Annotated in this window: 17 protein-coding genes; 8 read left to right on the forward strand and 9 right to left on the reverse strand. The window is 55.6% G+C overall.

The window, feature by feature from the left end:
• Window positions 1–276, forward strand: a complete 276-nt coding sequence (locus tag IPQ00_15670) for a hypothetical protein (GenBank protein ID MBL0242002.1) — start codon at window positions 1–3, stop codon at window positions 274–276.
• Entirely contained in the window at window positions 273–1,052 is a 780-nt protein-coding gene (gene lpxA, locus IPQ00_15675) for an acyl-ACP--UDP-N-acetylglucosamine O-acyltransferase (GenBank protein ID MBL0242003.1), read from the forward strand. The genes IPQ00_15670 and lpxA overlap by 4 nt, the downstream gene beginning before the upstream one ends.
• Here lpxA and IPQ00_15680 read toward each other — a convergent pair whose 3' ends face one another.
• From IPQ00_15680 to IPQ00_15715, 8 genes are read right to left on the reverse strand one after another with little or no spacing between them, the layout of a single operon-like run.
• Complete coding sequence (locus IPQ00_15680; GenBank protein ID MBL0242004.1) at window positions 1,053–1,649, reverse strand: bifunctional phosphoribosyl-AMP cyclohydrolase/phosphoribosyl-ATP diphosphatase HisIE; 597 nt, start codon at window positions 1,647–1,649, stop codon at window positions 1,053–1,055.
• On the reverse strand, window positions 1,646–2,401 hold the full coding sequence (gene hisF, locus IPQ00_15685) for an imidazole glycerol phosphate synthase subunit HisF (GenBank protein ID MBL0242005.1): 756 nt from the start codon (window positions 2,399–2,401) through the stop codon (window positions 1,646–1,648). Before hisF ends, IPQ00_15680 begins: the two co-directional genes overlap by 4 nt.
• Window positions 2,391–3,113, reverse strand: coding sequence for a 1-(5-phosphoribosyl)-5-[(5-phosphoribosylamino)methylideneamino]imidazole-4-carboxamide isomerase (hisA, locus tag IPQ00_15690; protein MBL0242006.1), 723 nt, complete (start codon window positions 3,111–3,113; stop codon window positions 2,391–2,393). Before hisA ends, hisF begins: the two co-directional genes overlap by 11 nt.
• Window positions 3,110–3,694, reverse strand: a complete 585-nt coding sequence (hisH, locus tag IPQ00_15695) for an imidazole glycerol phosphate synthase subunit HisH (protein MBL0242007.1) — start codon at window positions 3,692–3,694, stop codon at window positions 3,110–3,112. Before hisH ends, hisA begins: the two co-directional genes overlap by 4 nt.
• Window positions 3,691–4,794, reverse strand: a complete 1,104-nt coding sequence (gene hisB, locus IPQ00_15700; protein MBL0242008.1) for a bifunctional histidinol-phosphatase/imidazoleglycerol-phosphate dehydratase HisB — start codon at window positions 4,792–4,794, stop codon at window positions 3,691–3,693. The genes hisH and hisB overlap by 4 nt, the downstream gene beginning before the upstream one ends.
• A complete protein-coding gene (hisC, locus tag IPQ00_15705) occupies window positions 4,791–5,888 on the reverse strand; it encodes a histidinol-phosphate transaminase (protein MBL0242009.1) in 1,098 nt (365 codons plus the stop codon). The genes hisB and hisC overlap by 4 nt, the downstream gene beginning before the upstream one ends.
• Window positions 5,885–7,177, reverse strand: coding sequence for a histidinol dehydrogenase (gene hisD, locus IPQ00_15710; GenBank protein ID MBL0242010.1), 1,293 nt, complete (start codon window positions 7,175–7,177; stop codon window positions 5,885–5,887). Before hisD ends, hisC begins: the two co-directional genes overlap by 4 nt.
• Before the next feature lie 4 nt (window positions 7,178–7,181).
• Entirely contained in the window at window positions 7,182–8,036 is an 855-nt protein-coding gene (locus IPQ00_15715) for an ATP phosphoribosyltransferase (protein ID MBL0242011.1), read from the reverse strand.
• Between the two features lie 239 nt (window positions 8,037–8,275).
• On the opposite strand from IPQ00_15715, the gene IPQ00_15720 reads away from it, so the two are divergent.
• The 6 genes from IPQ00_15720 (at window position 8,276) to IPQ00_15745 (ending at window position 17,157) form a co-directional block, all read left to right on the forward strand.
• A complete protein-coding gene (locus tag IPQ00_15720; GenBank protein ID MBL0242012.1) occupies window positions 8,276–8,509 on the forward strand; it encodes a hypothetical protein in 234 nt (77 codons plus the stop codon).
• Window positions 8,509–10,017, forward strand: coding sequence for an FHA domain-containing protein (locus tag IPQ00_15725; GenBank protein ID MBL0242013.1), 1,509 nt, complete (start codon window positions 8,509–8,511; stop codon window positions 10,015–10,017). The genes IPQ00_15720 and IPQ00_15725 overlap by 1 nt, the downstream gene beginning before the upstream one ends.
• 144 nt (window positions 10,018–10,161) lie before the next feature.
• The gene (locus IPQ00_15730; protein MBL0242014.1) at window positions 10,162–13,269 is read left to right on the forward strand and encodes a VWA domain-containing protein; all 3,108 of its coding nucleotides are present in this window, start codon (window positions 10,162–10,164) and stop codon (window positions 13,267–13,269) included.
• A gap of 16 nt (window positions 13,270–13,285) precedes the next feature.
• On the forward strand, window positions 13,286–13,942 hold the full coding sequence (locus tag IPQ00_15735; GenBank protein ID MBL0242015.1) for an HAD family hydrolase: 657 nt from the start codon (window positions 13,286–13,288) through the stop codon (window positions 13,940–13,942).
• A gap of 131 nt (window positions 13,943–14,073) precedes the next feature.
• Window positions 14,074–15,972: an ABC-F family ATP-binding cassette domain-containing protein gene (locus IPQ00_15740; GenBank protein ID MBL0242016.1), complete on the forward strand. Its 1,899-nt coding sequence runs from the start codon at window positions 14,074–14,076 to the stop codon at window positions 15,970–15,972.
• A gap of 27 nt (window positions 15,973–15,999) precedes the next feature.
• Window positions 16,000–17,157 (forward strand): PQQ-dependent sugar dehydrogenase, encoded by a 1,158-nt coding sequence (locus IPQ00_15745; protein MBL0242017.1) that lies wholly within the window; start codon window positions 16,000–16,002, stop codon window positions 17,155–17,157.
• A 9-nt stretch (window positions 17,158–17,166) separates the two neighbouring features.
• On the opposite strand, the gene IPQ00_15750 is transcribed toward IPQ00_15745, so the two are convergent.
• The gene (locus IPQ00_15750; protein ID MBL0242018.1) at window positions 17,167–18,132 is read right to left on the reverse strand and encodes a polyphosphate kinase 2 family protein; all 966 of its coding nucleotides are present in this window, start codon (window positions 18,130–18,132) and stop codon (window positions 17,167–17,169) included.
• Between the last annotated feature and the right edge of the window lie 10 nt (window positions 18,133–18,142).

The raw sequence follows: 18,142 nt of genomic DNA on the forward strand, positions 1-18,142 counted from the left end.
ATGGAACCATACCAATTAACAACCCGCGAAGCGCTTATGTGGGTGATGCTGATAAACGCTCTCATCGGACTCGGGCTCGGGCTGATCCCGCTGCTCTTTGGCTATTTTAATAAACAGCTTCGGTTAGGTGTGATCGGCATTATCGTAACCACGGTCGGCGGAGCCATACTCGGTATTTTTATCTCGATACCGGCGACTATCATCTTTACGTGGCTGGTCGCCCGCAAATCTAAGTCATCGGCCGGCAAACCGGACGACGATCAACCGCAGATATGAGCACATTTATCCACGCCTCGGCGATCGTGCACCCTGATGCGGCGATCGGTGATGATTGTCATATCGGCCCGTTTTGCTCGATCGGTGCCGAGGTCAGACTCGGTGCGGGCGTGAGGCTCGATTCGCACGTCGTGATAGACGGTATCACCACGATCGGCGACGGCACGCACGTTTACCCATTTGTCTCGATCGGGCTCGGCCCGCAGGACCTCAAGTACGCCGGCGAAGCGACATCGACAGAGATCGGCCTGCGAAATCAGATACGCGAATTTGTGACCATTCATCGCGGAACTGTCGGCGGCGGCGGCGTCACGCGTATCGGTGACGACAATCTGCTGATGGCACAGGCGCACGTCGCACACGATTGTCAGGTCGGCAACAGCGTGATAATGGCTAATGCCGCCACGCTCGCGGGCCACGTCGAGATCGCCGATCGGGCAAGCGTGGGAGCTTATTCGGGTGTGCACCAGTTTTGCCGCGTCGGCTATGAGGCGTTCGTCGGCGGTTATTCGGTGGTAGTTAAGGACGCTCTGCCCTTTGCGATCATTCAGGGAAACCACGCCAAATGTTACGGCCTGAACAAGGTCGGAATGAAGCGTCGCGGATACAGCCCCGAAGTGATCGAAAGCCTCAATCACGCATTTCGCCTGCTGCTGTCGTCCAAGCTCAATACGACTCAGGCTCTCGAGCGTATCAGGGCCGAGGTCGCTGACTGCAAAGAGGTAAAGCTGCTGCTCGACTTTATCGAAGCTTCGAAACGCGGCGTCGTTAAATAGCTATTTGCGGCGTGTCGCGAGAACTGCCAGCACGTCGCATATCGACTCATTCTTGGCTCTGAGCAAGATCAAATAGTGAAACAACAGATCGGCAGCCTCGGACAAGAATTTGTCCCGGTCGTCGTCCTTTGCCTCGATGACGAGTTCGACGGCCTCCTCGCCGACCTTTTGGGCGATCTTGTTGATGCCTTTTGCAAAAAGGCTCGCGACATACGACCCTTCGGCGTTGGTCGCCCGGCGATCGTCGATAACGCTCTCAAGCTCTGTGATAAGGTCAAAGGGCCTCCGGATCGCATCGCCAAAGCACGTCGCTGTTCCATTGTGGCAAACCGGGCCCGACGGTATCGCCTTTATCAACAGCGTGTCCTCGTCACAATCCGGAGCGATGGAGACGACCTTGAGAAAATTGCCGCTGGTCTCGCCTTTGGTCCATAACTGCGACCGAGAGCGTGAATAGAACGTCACCTGGCCGCTCGCCTGTGTCTTGAGCAAAGCTTCCTCATTCATAAACCCAAGCATTAAAACGGCTCCGGTTCCGGCGTCCTGGACGATCGCCGGTATCAGTCCGTCGGCGTATTTATCGTATCTAAGGTTCATAATCTCACCTCTATTCCCCTCGTTGCCAGATAGTGCTTGAGGTTTGCGACCGACATCTCACCATAGTGGAAGACGCTTGCCGCCAATGCCGCATCCGCGTGCCCATACTCAAAAACGGCCGCAAAATCATCGTTATCGCCGGCCCCGCCGGAGGCGATCACGGGCACGCTCACGGCATCCGAGACAGCCCGCGTCAGTTCAATTTCAAATCCACTCTTTGTTCCGTCTGCTTTCATAGAGGTCAGCAGTATCTCGCCGGCACCGAGTTCGACCCCGCGACGAGCCCAATCGAGAACGTCGATGTCGGTGGCAACTCGGCCGCCATTTAGAAACACCTTCCAGCCCGTGTCGGTTTCCTTAGCGTCGATGGCGAGGACGATACATTGCGACCCGAAATTGGCCGCCGCGTGTGTTAAAAGGTCAGGCGATCTGACCGCTGCGGTATTTATCGATACCTTGTCAGCGCCGCATCCGAGCAGAACTCCGATATCCTCAACAGCCGAAATACCGCCGCCGACCGTAAACGGTATATTGATCTCGGACGCCACGCGGGAGATCAAGGCGGCAAAGGTCTTTCGCCGTTCATTGGTCGCCGATATGTCGAGCAGGACCAGTTCGTCCGCGCCCTCGGAGCAATATCGGACAGCGAGATCGACCGGATCGCCCGCGTCCCGCAATCCTATAAAATTAGTGCCCTTTACGGTTCGACCGTCCTTAACGTCGAGGCACGGTATTATTCGTTTAGCCAACATATCTCGATAGTTCCTCCAGTGCGATACTTCGCTCATAGATCGCCTTTCCGATGATCACGCCTTTGCAGCCGATCGCCTCGAGAGCGTCAACGTCCGCGGTGCTGGTGACTCCGCCGCTCGCGATCAGATCGATCGATGGTATCGTAGCCAAGATCTCTCGATAAAGCTCAAGCGATGGCCCGGCCAACGTACCGTCATTGGCGATGTCGGTCACAAATATACGGGTGACACCGCGGGTCGCAAACCCGGACAGAAACCCTACGATCGGCTCGTCCGTCTCTGTTTTCCAAGCGTCGATCGCGACATTGCCATTCTTTGAATCGGCACCAAGCAAGAACCTGTGAGCACCAAATTTTGTGATCCAGTCAAAAAGCAGTTCAGGATCGCGGACCGCAATACTACCGACGTTGATCACGGATGCACCCGCCTCAAATACTGCCGCCGCGTCTGTGTCCGTTCGAATGCCGCCGCCATAATCGATGACCAGTGACGTGGCTGACGCAATGCGGTCGAGCACCTGCAAATTAGCCGGTTTGCCGCTACGGGCGCCGTCGAGATCGACCATATGCAAGCGTTTCATCCCCGCATCTTCGAAGCGTTTTGCTATCTCAAGCGGGTCGGTGGAGTAAACGGTCTCGCGGGAAAAATCGCCCTGTACCAGACGCACACAACTGCCGTCGATCAAGTCCATTGCCGGTATTATTTCGATCATAGCTTTAAGAAATTCTCCAGGATGAGTGCCCCTATATCACCCGATTTCTCAGGATGAAATTGCAGCGAATGAAAATTGTCACGGCTCAGACCGGCACTGAATTGGCCACCGTATTCCGTAACCGCCGTCGTGTCCGCACCTACGCCGACGTAATACCCGTGAACAAAATATACCCACGCACCTTCGGCGACACGGTCAAATAGCGGTGACTGCAACTGCCCGATCTGATTCCAACCGGTGTGCGGGATCTTGAGCGTGCCGTCAACAAACTTGTTGGCGCGATAAGGCAAGATGCCCAGACACGTAGTCGAATTTTCATCAGAAAATTCGCACATAAGGTGCATCCCCAGACAAATGCCCAGCACCGGCTGCGTCAACGTGCGGATAACGCCGTCGAGTTTGTGCTCACGCAGATATCGCATCGCACTCGAAGCCTCGCCGACGCCCGGAAATATCACGCGGTCCGCCTGCCTGAGCTCGTCCGTCGAGTCGGTGATCGACGACTCGACGCCGAGGCGGTGGAGGGCATTGGCAACCGAGACGGAATTGCCGGCATTGTATTTAACGATCGCGACTTTCATAAAACTCCTTTCGTGGTCGGCAGCGAGTTTCCCTCGCGTCGAACCGCCATCTTGATCGCCTTGGCAAACGCCTTAAAGATCGCTTCGATCTTATGGTGTTCGTTTGTGCCGGTCGCGACGATATTGAGGTTGCACAGAGCCTTGTCGCTGAACGATTTGAAAAAATGAAAGAACATCTCGGTCGGCATCGCGCCGATCATCTCGCGTTTGAATTCGGCGTCCCAGACGATCCAGTTTCGGCCGCCGAAATCTAATGCGACCTGAGCGAGGCAATCGTCCATCGGCAGGCAAAAGCCATATCGCTCGATACCGCGCTTGCCCGCAAGTGCGAGTGCAAACGCCTCGCCGAGCGTGATCGCGACGTCCTCGATGGTGTGGTGCTCATCGATATGCAGGTCGCCCTTCGCCGAGATCGAGAGGTCTAGACCGCCGTGACGAGCAAGTTGCTCGAGCATATGGTCGAAAAATGAAATGCCGGTCGCGATCTCCGCACGGCCGCTGCCGTCGAGGTTGAGATCGACCGTGATCTCGGTTTCGTTTGTTTTGCGCGTGTGTGTGATCCGGCGGTGCGGCATACGCAGAATGTCATAAATATCATTCCAGTCACGTGCCGTTTTCACTGATGCATCGACATTCAGGTCCAGAGGAAAATTGGGATTCTCGATGTAGATCGCCCTTGCACCGAGATTTTTGGCGAGTTCGACGTCAGTCGGTCGGTCCCCGATGACGTAGGAGTTTGCCAGATCGTATTCCCCCGTAAGATATTTGGTCAGCATCGCGGTTCCCGGCTTCCGCGTCGGTGCATTTTGGCGCGGGAGCGTCCGGTCAACAAAGACGTCGGCGAATACGACGCCCTCATCCGCGAATGTCTGCAGCACAAAATTCTGTGCCGGATGAAACGCGGTCTCGGGGAACGAATCAGTACCGAGTCCGTCCTGATTGGTGACCATCACGATCATAAAATCTGTTTCCCTCACGATCTGAGCGAGTCTGGTAATTGCCCCGGGCAGAAATCGAAGCTTTTCGATCACGTCCACCTGAAAGTCCTCGGGTTCGCGGATCAGCGTGCCGTCACGGTCGATAAATAGAACTCTTTTCATATTTTTACATCTCCGGATGCCGTAGTTGCCGGCACATTCTCCGTATTTTCGATCATTTCGAGAGTGGCGATCAGCCGATCATTCTCCGTTGCCGTGCCCACGGTGATCCGCAGGCATCCATCACAAAACTCGACGTTGCTGCGGTTGCGGACAACTATCTTTTGATCGATCAGTGCGTCGTAAACCGCATTGGCATCGGTAAATTTTGCCAAAATGAAATTAGCGGACGACGGATAGACCTTTTTAACAATTTGCAGTTTATCAAGTGCAATTTGCAGACGTTCCCGCTCCGATATTATGTCGCCGATCCATTTCTCTATCGTCGAACGATCAGCCAATGCCCGGATCACCGCATCTTGGGCAATCTCGCTGACGTTATAGGGCGGCTTTACGCGATTCATCAGATCGACGATCGACTGATCCGCATAGGCGAGACCCACGCGAATACCCGCCATTCCCCAGGCTTTGGAAAATGTTTGGAGCACGACGAGATTCGGTATCCGGCCGATCTCGCCCGTGAGCGAGGCGTCACCGGCAAAATCTATGTAGGCTTCGTCAACGACAATGATCCCGTCGAAGCTCTCGGCGAGTTCGATCATTGATTCGTGCCGCATCAGATCGCCGGTCGGATTATTCGGCGAGCAGACAAAGATCAGCTTCGTCCTTTCGGTCAATGCTCGCTTGATCGCGGCGACATTGAGCTGAAAGTCATCGGTCAGGAGCACTTCGCGTACCGCAACGTCATTGATCTCTGCCGACACACGATACATCCCGTAAGTCGGCGGGCAGATTATCACCTCATCGCGGCCCGGTTCGCAAAATACGCGAAACAGCAGATCGATCGCCTCGTCGCTGCCGTTGCCGATGAATATCTGCGACGGCAGTACCTGCTTTATCGGAGCAATGCGGGCCTTCAACGTCGTTTGAAGCGGGTCGGGATAGCGATTGTATCCGGGGCCCGCCGGCGATCCGAATGAGTTCTCGTTGGCATCGAGGAATACCTCGGCCGTGCCGACAAACTCGGAACGTGCCGATGAGTATGGCTTCAGATCTCTGATATTGCGGCGGACCAGCCGCTCTAGCTTAAATGTCACTGTGCCCTCCCGACGGACTCACGCCGCAATGCCATCGCGTTTCGGTGAGCATCCAGGCCCTCGGCCGCCGCTAGGGTCTCGACGATCGGGCCGAGCCCTCGGACGCCATCAGCGGTCAATTTCTGAAACGTGATGGTCTTGTTAAAGCTGCTGACCGAAACACCGCTATACGCACGGGCGGCGCCGCCGGTCGGGAGCGTGTGGTTGGTCCCTGACGCGTAGTCGCCGGCACTCTCGCACGAGAAATTACCGATGAAAACGGAACCGGCGTTTACGATCCTTTCAGCTACGTCGTCTGCCCGCTCGGTCGCGATGATCAAGTGTTCAGGCGCATACTCGTTAAGTATTTCGACCGCCTCATCGATAGTTTCGACGAGTATGGCAGTTGAATTCTGAAGAGCCGCCGCCGCGATCGACTTGCGGGGCAACAGCTCGATCTGACGTTCGACCTCCGAAAGCGACTTATCGATCAGTTCCTCTGAGGTCGCGATCAAGATCACCTGACTGTCCGGGCCGTGCTCCGCCTGTGAGAGCAGATCTGACGCCACAAAAGCAGGAATGGCGGTGTCGTCGGCCAGTACTGCGACCTCGGACGGTCCGGCCGGCATATCGATCGCGACGCCCGAACGCAGGACCTGGAGTTTGGCCTCGGTCACAAATTGATTGCCGGGGCCAAAGACCTTGTAAACCGCCGGCACCGTTTCCGTGCCGTACGCCATCGCCGCGATCGCCTGTGCGCCGCCTATTTTGAATGCACTGGTCACTCCGCACAGTTTGGCTGCATACAGGGTTACCGGATCGATCTTGCCGTTGCTATTGGGCGGCGACGCGAGGACGATCTCGCGGCATCCCGCGATCTTGGCCGGAACGGCCAGCATCAAGACGCTGGAAAAAAGCGGTGCACTGCCCGCCGGTACGTAGAGCCCGACCTTTTCGATCGCCACCGACTTTTTCCAACAGAAAACGCCCGGCATCGTTTCGATCACCGGCGGCAATTCATCGGCGACGGTGTGAAACTTCTCGATGTTTGCCTTGGCGACAGCGATCGCGTCCTTGATCTCTGCCGAGACGAGCGACTCGGCTTCGGCATATTCATCGTCGGTGATCAGAAACTCTTCGAGCTCGACCTTATCAAAATGACGAGCACAATGACGAAGTGCGGCGTCACCGTTCGCGTGGACGTCTTTAAGAATATTGGACACCGTACGCTCCAGAAATCCGGTGTCGATCGACGGTCGCTTTAGCAGCCCTCGCAGTTGTTCATTTGTCGGAAATTTTATTATTTGCATATATTTACCTGATCATTTGATCGATCGAAAGCACAAGTATTCCCTCAGCACCGGCCCGTTTAAGAGCGTCGACAACTTCCCAAAAGTCAGCTTCGCCGACCACCGAGTGCATCGACACCCAGCCCGGTTCGGCAAGCGGCAATATCGACGGGCTTCGCATTCCGGGCAGGATAGCCCGGATCTCATCGGCCCGCTGAGTCGGGGCATTTAGGAGAATGTACTTGTTTTGAGACGCGGCCTTAACGCTGCGAATGCGGAAAAGCAATTGGTCGAGTATGTCCTGTTGCTCGCCCCCGAGCGTTTGACGGGCGATCAGCACAGCCTCGGACGACATCACGGTCTCGACCTCTCTGAGCCCATTCGAAAACAGTGTGCTGCCGGAACTGACCAGATCACAAACTGCGTCGGCAACCCCGATAGACGGGGCGATCTCGACCGAACCGCTGATCTCGTGAATATCCGCGGCGACACCGCGTTCTGAAAAGTATTTATGAAGTATCGTTGGATAACTGGTCGCGACGCGGCGGCCCGCGAGGTCGGCGAGGGCAGTATAGTCAAATGCCTTAGGCACGGCTATTGACAGTCGGCAACGGCCAAATCCGAGTCTCTCGATCGTATCGACCGACACGGGACTCTCGGCGAGTACATTCTCTCCGACGATGCCGATATCCGCGACGCCATCGGCAACGTAGGATGGAATATCATCGTCACGCAGGAAATATATCTCCAGCGGAAAGTCGTAAGCCTCGGCCCGCAGTTTGCCAAGTCCCTTGGAAAAGCGGATCCCGCATCTTTGCAGCATATCGGCCGAACCGTCCGCTAATCGTCCTTGTTTTTGTAATGCGATCTTTAATTTCATATATGTAAAAACGACAAAGCGACGCCCTTTGAATCTATTCAAGGTTTGCGTCGCAAATAAAACTTATTTTGTAGAGTTATCTAAAAAACTATGTTCGATCCACGCGCAAATGGGTATGCACGTGGTGGTGGAAGGTATGGATGTAAGTAAAGGCCCTAAGCATCGTATCTATATTAAAAACATACCGAGCCGGTAATTGCAAATCCGTTTGTGTGGGCCGATGTGCTAAAATTTTGACTTTGACCATGGAAACTGCATCGCAAGACACCGTAATATTGGAATTTGGCAAACGTATTCAGCGTTGTTACGGCTGCTTTATCGCCTATCACCTAAAGGATCTGTATCTCGGCGAGGACGTCACGTTCTTTTGCGAAAACTGCAAGGACGATACTATGTTCCACTTCGAAGATTTTTCGCGTCTGCTGGACATCTCGAAGCTGAAAGAAGTATCGGAAGATGACCATCATCATTGATGAAAACGGCAACACTCCACATCGATGCTCCCGACGGCGTCCGTGTCGTGACGCTCGATGACGAACTGACGATCGGCCGCACAATGCCGTCGCAACTCGTGCTGAGCGACAGCGGGCTTTCACGCAAAAATACAACTATATTTCGTGACGAAGACGAGATCCTGGTCGTCGACGAAGACTCGACGAATGGTACATTTCTCAACGGCGAACGTATTAGCGGCGCACCGCGGAGGTTGACGAGCGGCGATAAACTCTCGATCGGGAGTTCGACGACGATCCGTGTCGAGATCGAGGGTGTCCCATCAGCTATTACGCCACCGCCCGCGCCCGCCGAGGCGTCACTGCCAACGCCATTGCCAACACTCACACCGGCGGCACCAACGGTCGCGGCGGAGTCCGGCGACTCACAGACCAAGATGCTGATCGCGGCGGGAGCACTGACGTTCCTCATAGTTTTCGGAGCATTGATCGCTCTGCTGGTCGTCACCCGAAACGGCGGCGGCGGTGGAACGGCGGCAAACGGCGGCACGACAAGACCGGTGCTGGCGTCGGGCCTGATACCAAAACGCGTCATCGACCCGCTCGGCGGTGAGGACGAGGACGACCTGGATGATCTGATCGCATCGTGGGAAACCGAAGAAAAAGAGCTCGACACAACGTCGGTCGCCGACATTACGGCTGATCCGACCAAGACGGAAGATGCTGACCTAAATGTGACATCCGCATTTCTGGCGGCCCAAGAGCGTAAGTCACTTGAGGCTCGAAGCGGCGAAACCGGCATCCGTCCGGCGGGCCTCGATGTGCCCAAAGAGCTCTTTGGCGACGGCGTGATCAAACAAAAAGCCAAACTGACGCAGATGAAAAGCACCGGATATCTCCAGCCGATGGATTTTGCGGAGCTCGCTGATAAGCGTCTGAAACAAGAGCTGATCGAAATGCCGATGGCGACAAAGAGCTTTTATCTGGTCGTCGGCGGTAGTGCGGGCGAGGGGCCGTTCACCTCGTTCAATTTTCAAACCGGTAATGCAGAGATCGCTCAAGGTTCGCCCAAGTACAAAACGCTCGAACAGTTGGCCGCAAACTTCGGCGGTCAAAAGTATGACGTCAATAATTCGGCCGATCGCAAGCAGATGCGGATCAGGCTCTTGAGAATGTTCAACAAGCGGGCAAAACCGGTACTCGAAGAGGTGGCAAACGCGTATTTGGAAAAATTTGGACGGCCGCTGAGAGTAACCTCGTTGACCCGTTCGATGGACTATCAGATCAGCCTTAATGCGACCAACGCAAACTCATTTAAGGTGCGCGGCGAAGGCTCGCTGCCGCCGCACACGTCGGGCTGCGCATTTGACCTCGCCCGCAAGCATATGACGGCGGACGAGCAAAATTTTGTGATGGCAAAGCTCGCCGAGATGGAGCGTGCAAACAAATTGGACGCACTTATCGAATACGGCACCAACGCCTGCTGGCACATCTTCATCTACTTCGACGGCGTACCGCCGCGAATGTGACGTTTAGAACAATTAAGCAATAAACTGCTGCCCCGCATACATCTGATTTCCCCGATCAGGCTACACCGTCGACTGCCGCCGCCGCGTATTAAGTTGCGGGGTTTTTGGACAATCAGCCCGGCAATTCTTAGACTTGAACAATAGATGGAAAATGGCTCGAAAAACAAAAAGACGCTGACCGGCCTCGCCGCGCGTCTTGGGCGACTGCCGAGCGACAAAAAGCGGGCGGCGCTTGAGACAAGTGCGGCACTTGCGGGTGTCAGCCTGCGTGTCAGTCGCAAATTTGTCGAGGCAGTGCCGCGAGCCGCTAAACTGCTCTCGGCCGACGATCTGCGGCTGTGGGGTGAGGTGGGCCGCCGCCTGGCTATGGGCAGTGCCGATGTCGGAGCCGCATTTTTCGCCGATGGCGTTGCGGGCCTGAAGCCGGTGCCTGAGAACTCCCGAGCGGCCGTATTTCAGATCTGCACGCGGCAATTGGTGCTGTCGAGTTCGATCGCTCTGGAGACATTTCGGGCGGTACCGGAGATCGCCCGCGAGGTCGACGACGAACAACTGTTGGCGGAGATATTTGCCGTTGCGTTCGAGATCGCGCAGCGATCGGCAAAGCACAGTGCCGAGTTTTTGCAACATACTCCGGCGGTTGCGGCGGCGATCAGAGCAAACGGCGACAACGGCGAAGTGGCCGCCGCCGCGATCGCTCTCGCACGCCAATTTGCCGAGCGAACCGGTGGAATGACTGCAGATCTCTGGAGCGGTCTGCCGGACACTCTGGCCAAGGTGTCGTCTGACAACGCGGTCAAACTACTGCATTGTGCGGGACAATTCCTGGAGTTTGGCGGGAGCGTGACATTGCATTTCGTATCGTCGGGCGGCGACGTTCTGGGTGCGTGCGAATCAGCGTTTGACGATTGGACGCTGGTTGCGAGGACGGTCGCACGGCACGGAAATGCCGTACTGATCGCCTTTCTGCGGACCACGCCAAAGGTCATCGCGGCCCTCACACGTAATAAACGCGAAGACCACAGTCAGGCCGTCGGCCGCGTTCTGCAGCTAACGGCTAAGATCGCCGAAACCGACGCCGAAAGTGCCCTGGCCGCATTTAAGTCGAGTGCGGCGGCATTGCGAACGGTTTCGCTTGAGCAATTTGAGGAATGGGTCGAGACCGGGATCAAGGAGCGTAGCGGCGATTCGTCAAAGGCACGGCGAAGCTATTTTGCGCTTGAGACACGCGAATCCAATTCGCGTCTGCAGCGGGCTCGTCTGGGTTTGCCGCTCGAAAAGGTCCAGTCCGTTTTGCGTATGTACGTCGAGGCGCTGACTGGCAAAGAGGTCGAGGTCGCCCCGATCACCGAAATCCCTCAGGAGTCGCGGATCGGTGACGGTAAAACCATTTATTTGCCGAGTGCGGTCGCCGAGTTTGAAGACGACGAAATGGATTTTCGGCTGTACAAGGTGCTCGCCGCACACGGTGCCGGACAGATCGAATTCGGCACCTTCGAAAAGGACACCGATGGACTAAAGGCGGCGTTTACTGAGTTGAGCGAGCTTTATGAGGCGACCGCCGATCAAACGGACGCGTTTTCGCTCGCAGGCTATATCGAGGATGTGCAGAAGGGCGAACGAGCGCTCTCGAACGACGAGATCGCCGCGGAAAAGCGTCGAAAAAAGAAAAAACTGCCGAAAGGTTCGGATTACCGAGACGTTTTGACCACCTTTCCCGAGCCGCGTCTGGCCCGAAAGATATTCGGCACGATGGAGAACGCCCGCATCGACGGGCGTCTGCGGGGCGTGTACCGCGGCCTCCGAAAGGACCTTGATCTGATGCAGAAATTTTTGCGTGAGAATCGGCCGTATATTTTCGACCTGCCGATGCATCAGGTGCCGTTCGAGTTATTGTTTCAGATCACGATGTGCGGCGGTGCGACCGATGACGCAAGGAAATTTTACGGGCAAGTCGTGTCCGAGATCGAGGCGATCATTGAGAAGTATGTTGCCTTTGACCGTCGCGGCGATCGCGTCACGACGGTGGCCGATTCGATAATGGCGACGAGCCGCATTTACACGCTCTTTCAGACAGTCACGCCTGAGCAAAATCAGGATGCCGAAAGCGAACAGACCGACGATAATAGCGAATTTGCCTACGACGATAAGGACGCTGCCGAGGCCGTCACCGAGGATCAGGTAAAACGCGAAAAGCCAAAGGAAGCCAAGGACGTTTCCGACCTTTTCAATGCGTGGAACAGCCTCGACGACGAGGGCGAACCCGACGAACTGCAGGGCTCGGAGGCTTGGTCGCAAAGCGAGATGCCCGAGCAAGCCCTGGAGTCCGACGATGTTGCCTTTGCCTACGACGAATGGGATCGTGAGTTGAACGACTACCGTGTCGGCTGGAGCCGCGTAATCGAGAAACGTGTAAAGCAGGGCGACCGCACCTTTGTCGAACTTGCGCGTTCGCGGTATCGCGGCGTGATCGCGTCGATCAGACATCAGTTTCAGCTAATGAAACCCGAAAATCTGACAAGGGTCAATCGCGAGATCGACGGCGAGGATTATGATCTGAATGCCCTGGTCGAATTTGTCGTCGATCGTCGTGCCGACGGACGGCAATCAGAAAACATCTATACCAAAAAGCTGAGGCGCCAGCGTGACGTCGCAGTTTCTCTGCTGCTCGACCAATCGTCGTCGACGGCCAGGACGATCACGCGAAATCCGCTCCAGCCCTACACACATCCGGGCCGGCGGATCATCGAGATCGAAAAAGAAGGCTTGGTGCTGATGAGCGAGGCTCTCGAGGCGGTCGGCGACGTGTATTCGATCGCCGGGTTTACCAGCGAGGGTCGGCGAAACGTGAAGTTTTATGTCGTAAAGGATTTTGACGAGAAATACTCCGAGGAGATCGAGCGTCGCATCGGCGGCATTACCTTTCAGAACAACACTCGGCTCGGGGCCGCTATACGCCACGCCGCGCATAAACTGCTGCGGCAAGAGTCGCGGACCAAATTGCTCATCATCCTGACCGACGGCCGGCCGTACGACCACGATTACGGCGATGCCCGCTATGCCCGCGAGGACGTTCGCGAGGCTCTGACCGAAGCAAAAATGAGCGGCATCACGCCGTTTTGCATTACGGTCGACCGCGAGTCTGAGGCCGAACTCCGCGATCTGTACGGCGACGTCGGCTATACGATCATCGACGATGTCCTCTCGCTGCCCGAAAGGATGCCGAATATTTATCGACGACTGACCAGCTAGTGCGGTGAGATTGACAATGCATAGACCGGAAACAGTATTCCTCTTCGACGTGGATAACACGCTGCTCGACAATGACAGTGTGACGGAGGATCTGCGGGCGTTTCTCGAGGATGAAGTTGGTAAGGATCGCAGTGATCATTACTGGGAGATATTCGAAAAGTTGCGAAACGAGCGTGGCTATGCGGATTATCTAGGGGCTTTGCAGCGATACCGGATCGCAAATCCGTACGACTCGCACTTATTGGCGATGTCTACCTTTCTGATAAATTATCCGTTCGCCGACCGCTTGTTTCCGTACTCGCTGGAGGTGATCAAACATTGCCGAACGATGGGAAAGGTCGTGATACTGACCGACGGCGACGTCGTCTTTCAGCCGCGAAAGATCGAGAGCTCAGGCCTTTTCAATGCCGTCGACGGCAACATCCTGATCTACGTCCACAAGGAACAAGAACTTGCCGACGTCGAGCGTCGTTATCCGGCCGAGCATTACGTTTTGGTCGATGACAAGGTTCGCATCCTCACCGCGATCAAAAACATTTGGGGCGAACGCGTGACCACCGTATTTCCGCGTCAGGGCCACTACGCTCTCGACACCGAGCAGGTCGCCAAATACCCCGCCGCCGACATCACGGTCGAACGCATCGGCGATATCCTGGCTATCGAATCCTTCTAAAACTTATCCTACTTCGCGATCTTCGCGGCTTTGCGCTAAAAATCTTCTCACGCAAAGCCGCGAAGACCGCCAAGGAAAAAAGTGACCCAATAGCGGCGACGGCGGTATTCTGCTACCCTCAGAGGTTTACTATGAATATCGTCTCGCTCGAAAATGTCTCTAAGAATTTTGGCTTCAAGCCGCTTTTTGAAAATGTGACCCTAGGTCTCGAGGATCGCGACAAGATCGGCATTATCGGTGCGAACGGCTCGGGTAAATCGACGCTCTTAAAGATCATCGCCGGGCTCGAAGAACCCGATACCGGACGCGTCGTGAGGGCAAAGGGCAAGTCGCTCGCTTTTCTGTCGCAAAACCCGCAGTTCGACGACCAACTGACGGTACTCGAGACGATCTTTGCCTCGAGTAGCGGCGTGATGCAGACCATACGGGATTACGAGGCGGTCTGTCACGATCTCGCCGCCGGCCAGCACGATGCCGCAACTCTCCAGAGAATGTCCGATCTGCAGCACGAACTCGATACCAGCGGCGGTTGGGAGGTCGAGGCAAATGCCCGTGCTGTCCTGACGCGACTCGAGATCACCGACACCTCGGCCAAGATGGGCACGCTCTCAGGCGGCCAGCGTAAGCGCGTCGCCCTTGCTCACGAACTCATCTTTAAGCCCGACATCCTGATCCTCGATGAGCCGACCAATCATCTCGACGCCGATACGATCGAGTGGCTTGAGGAATATCTGTCACGCTACACGGGCGTCCTCTTGCTGGTCACGCACGACCGCTACTTTCTCGATCGAGTCACGAGTCGCATCTTCGAGGTAGATCGCGGTGCGATCCAGAATTTTAACGGAAACTACGCCTACTATCTCGAAAAAAAAGCTGAGCAGGACACACTTCGCGAGGTCGAGGGCCACAAACGCGACCAACTGATCAAAAAAGAACTCGCCTGGTTGCGTCGCGGAGCAAAGGCCCGAACACGCAAATCGAAACATCGCATCGAGGCCGCCCATACGCTGATGGCGATCCCGAAAGAGCAGGCCAAGGGCGAGGTCGATATCGCGATCGGCTCAAAACGCCTCGGTTCAAAGGTCATCGAATTCAACAATATTTCGAAATCCTACGGCGACGCGACCTTGATCGACGGCTTTACATACCTGCTCAAACGCGATGACCGCATCGGCATCATCGGTGCCAACGGCAGCGGCAAAACGACTTTGCTTGATATTATCACCGGCCGCATCGAGCCGACCGGCGGCGAGATCGAGATGGGAACGACAGTTCACATCGGCTATTACGACCAGGAAAGCCGAGCTCTGAACGACGAACAGCGCGTGATCGATTACATCCGCGACGTCGCCGAATACGTCACGACCAACGAAGGCATTCAGATCACCGCGGGCAAAATGCTCGAGCGTTTTCTCTTCGCCCCGGCGGCTCAGTACGCCGTCATCGGCAACCTATCGGGCGGCGAACGCCGTCGCCTTTACCTGCTACGGATCCTTATGGGCTCGCCAAACGTCCTGTTGCTCGATGAGCCGACCAACGATCTCGACATCCCGACGCTCATCGCCCTCGAGGAGTATCTCGACGATTTCGGCGGCGCTCTGATCGTCGTCAGCCACGACCGCTACTTTCTGGATCGGACGATCGAAAGCGTTTTTCGATTTGAGCCCGGCGGACACGTTCGCGAATATACCGGCGACTATTCCGCCTATCTCGAGCGACGCGAAGTCGAGGAAGCCCAGCTCAAGGATCAGGGAAGTGTAAAGCCTCCCGAAAAGCCCTTGGCCGTGCCGGCGGCCGAAAAACCAAAAGGTAAAAAGCTCTCATTCAAGGAGCTTCGCGAGTATGAGGAGCTCGAGATCCGTATTGCACAAACCGAAAAACGGCTGCCCGAGATCGATACTGACCTCGCGGCCGCCGCCAGCGATGCAGGCCGTGTACACGAGCTTTTTGTCGAACAGCAAAAGCTCAACGACCGTCTCGAGATTGATATGGCCCGCTGGGCCGACCTCGCCGAGCGTCACGATGCCTGACGCCGCGAAGATTGGTACTATCAGAGAATGGAGAAATTAAGGATCACGCTACTCGGAATGTTTTGCTGTTCGCTATTGTTTGCCGCCTGCGGCAATGCGGCGACAGGCTTTGGCGAAAACCAGGTCTTTGAGTCGCACGCAAAAGACGCTCGGTTTCGCGTCGAGACCATCGCCTCCGGCCTCGAGATCCCTTGGGGATTTGCCTGGCTCCCGAATAAAGATCTGATCTTTACCGAGCGTCCCGGACGTGTGCGTATCATTCAGAACGGCAAGCTGAGGGCCGAACCGGTATTTGTCGTTCCGGACGTCGAGCCGTCGGGCGAGAGCGGCCTGATGGACATCTCGCTCCATCCCGACTTTGCCAAAAACCGCTTTATATATCTGGCGTACTCGTACAATAAAGAGGGAAAGCGCGTAAAGGTAATGCGCTATAAATACGCTGACGGTAAGTTTACCGAACCGAAAGTGATCGTCGAGGACGTGCCCGGAGCTCCGAATCACGCCGGTATGCGGTGCCGGTTCGGCCCCGACGGTAAGCTGTACGTCACGACGGGCGACTCGACCGATTGGAGTCTGGCACAAAAGCTCGAGTCGCTGGCCGGCAAAACGCTAAGGCTCAATGATGACGGCACGATCCCGTCCGATAATCCGTTTATTAAGACGGCCGCAGCACGGCCTGAGATCTGGAGTTACGGCCACCGAAACGCTCAGGGATTGGCGTGGCAACCCGGTTCCGGGCTGATGTTTCAGACCGAGCACGGACCGAGCTCATTTGAGGGCAAAGGGTCAGGCGGCGATGAAGTGAATATCGTCGAGGCGGGCAATAATTTAGGCTGGCCCGATATCCACCACAACGAAAAACGCGAAGGTATGATCTCGCCTCTGCTCGAATACAGTCCCGCGTGTGCACCCGGCAGCGGTATGTTCTACAACGGCTCAGCGTTTCCCGCTTTCAAGGGAAATTTCTTTTTTGGCTGCCTGCGCGGTGCACGCATCACGCGGGTTACACTCGACGGCCGCCGGGTCACAGCACAGGAAAACCTGCTCGAGGGCATCGTCGGACGAATTCGGGAAATGTCCGAAGGCCCCGACGGCTATATCTATTTCTCGACATCTAATCGCGACGGCCGGGCAAATCCCGCTAAGGACGACGACCGAATAATGCGGCTCGTGCCGGCGAAATAGTTGATCAGATCAGTTTTTTGACTTTTTCGGTTTCGAGGTCTTTTTATCCTTGTCCTTGTTGGGCACGGTCTTTTTCACCAAAAGGTGCGGTGCGATCTCGCCCTCGAGGATCTTCTTGGCTTGCTGCAATTCCGCCAGATGCTCCGTGCTCATTGTCGGATACGTCATATCGAGCGACTCGAGCTTGCGGACTATGATCTCTGATATCGCGAGACGTGTAAACCATTTCTTGTCCGCCGGGATCACGTACCACGGGGAGTGATCGGTCGAGGTCGCCTCCATCGCGTCCTCGTATGCATTCATATAATCGTCCCAAAAGACACGTTCCTTGGCATCGCCGGCCGAAAATTTCCAATTCTTCTCGGTGATATCGATCCTTTCAAGAAAGCGTTTCTTCTGCTCGTCTTTGGAAACGTGCAGGAAAAACTTGATCACGTGAGTGCCGTTTTCGGTGAGATGCCGTTCCCAGTCCCGGATCTGCCGAAATCGCTTTTGCCAGATAAATTTGTCATTCTTGACCTTGTCCGGTAGTTGTTGCAGTTGGAGAATGCCCGAGTGCACGCGAACGACCAGAACCTCTTCGTAATGTGAGCGGTTAAAAATACCGATTCGGCCGCGTTCGGGCAGTGATTTCTGACATCGCCAGAGATAGTCGTGATCGATCTCCTCCGACGAAGGCTGTTTGAAAGATGTGACCTGACAGCCCTGCGGATTGAGGCCGCTCATCACGTGCTTGATCGCTCCGTCCTTGCCGGCGGCGTCCATCGCTTGAAAAATGATCAGCAGTGAGTGAACATTTTGAGCGTAAAGGATATCCTGAAGCTCGGCGAGCCGCTCAATATTTGCGGCAAGGTCGGCGACGGCCATTTTCTTATCGGTATAGCCGTCGGACTGGTCGGTAGCGTGATCGTCCAGATTGACCTTTGAGCCCTCGGCGACGCGAAATCGTTCGATATCAAATTTATTTTTTGCCATCAAGTACACG

Origin of the sequence: Chloracidobacterium sp., assembly GCA_016720705.1 — a bacterium.
In the GTDB taxonomy this organism is placed as follows: Bacteria; Acidobacteriota; Blastocatellia; order Pyrinomonadales; family Pyrinomonadaceae; genus OLB17.

Excerpts from the sequence above, each read along its gene's own strand:
- IPQ00_15670 (MBL0242002.1), top strand. The coding sequence starts at position 1 with ATGGAACCATACCAATTAACAACCCGCGAAGCGCTTATGTGGGTGATG.
- lpxA (MBL0242003.1), top strand. The coding sequence starts at position 273 with ATGAGCACATTTATCCACGCCTCGGCGATCGTGCACCCTGATGCGGCG.
- IPQ00_15680 (MBL0242004.1), bottom strand. The coding sequence starts at position 1,649 with ATGAACCTTAGATACGATAAATACGCCGACGGACTGATACCGGCGATC.
- hisF (MBL0242005.1), bottom strand. The coding sequence starts at position 2,401 with ATGTTGGCTAAACGAATAATACCGTGCCTCGACGTTAAGGACGGTCGA.
- hisA (MBL0242006.1), bottom strand. The coding sequence starts at position 3,113 with ATGATCGAAATAATACCGGCAATGGACTTGATCGACGGCAGTTGTGTG.
- hisH (MBL0242007.1), bottom strand. The coding sequence starts at position 3,694 with ATGAAAGTCGCGATCGTTAAATACAATGCCGGCAATTCCGTCTCGGTT.
- hisB (MBL0242008.1), bottom strand. The coding sequence starts at position 4,794 with ATGAAAAGAGTTCTATTTATCGACCGTGACGGCACGCTGATCCGCGAA.
- hisD (MBL0242010.1), bottom strand. The coding sequence starts at position 7,177 with ATGCAAATAATAAAATTTCCGACAAATGAACAACTGCGAGGGCTGCTA.
- IPQ00_15715 (MBL0242011.1), bottom strand. The coding sequence starts at position 8,036 with ATGAAATTAAAGATCGCATTACAAAAACAAGGACGATTAGCGGACGGT.
- IPQ00_15725 (MBL0242013.1), top strand. The coding sequence starts at position 8,509 with ATGAAAACGGCAACACTCCACATCGATGCTCCCGACGGCGTCCGTGTC.
- IPQ00_15730 (MBL0242014.1), top strand. The coding sequence starts at position 10,162 with ATGGAAAATGGCTCGAAAAACAAAAAGACGCTGACCGGCCTCGCCGCG.
- IPQ00_15735 (MBL0242015.1), top strand. The coding sequence starts at position 13,286 with ATGCATAGACCGGAAACAGTATTCCTCTTCGACGTGGATAACACGCTG.
- IPQ00_15740 (MBL0242016.1), top strand. The coding sequence starts at position 14,074 with ATGAATATCGTCTCGCTCGAAAATGTCTCTAAGAATTTTGGCTTCAAG.
- IPQ00_15745 (MBL0242017.1), top strand. The coding sequence starts at position 16,000 with ATGGAGAAATTAAGGATCACGCTACTCGGAATGTTTTGCTGTTCGCTA.
- IPQ00_15750 (MBL0242018.1), bottom strand. The coding sequence starts at position 18,132 with ATGGCAAAAAATAAATTTGATATCGAACGATTTCGCGTCGCCGAGGGC.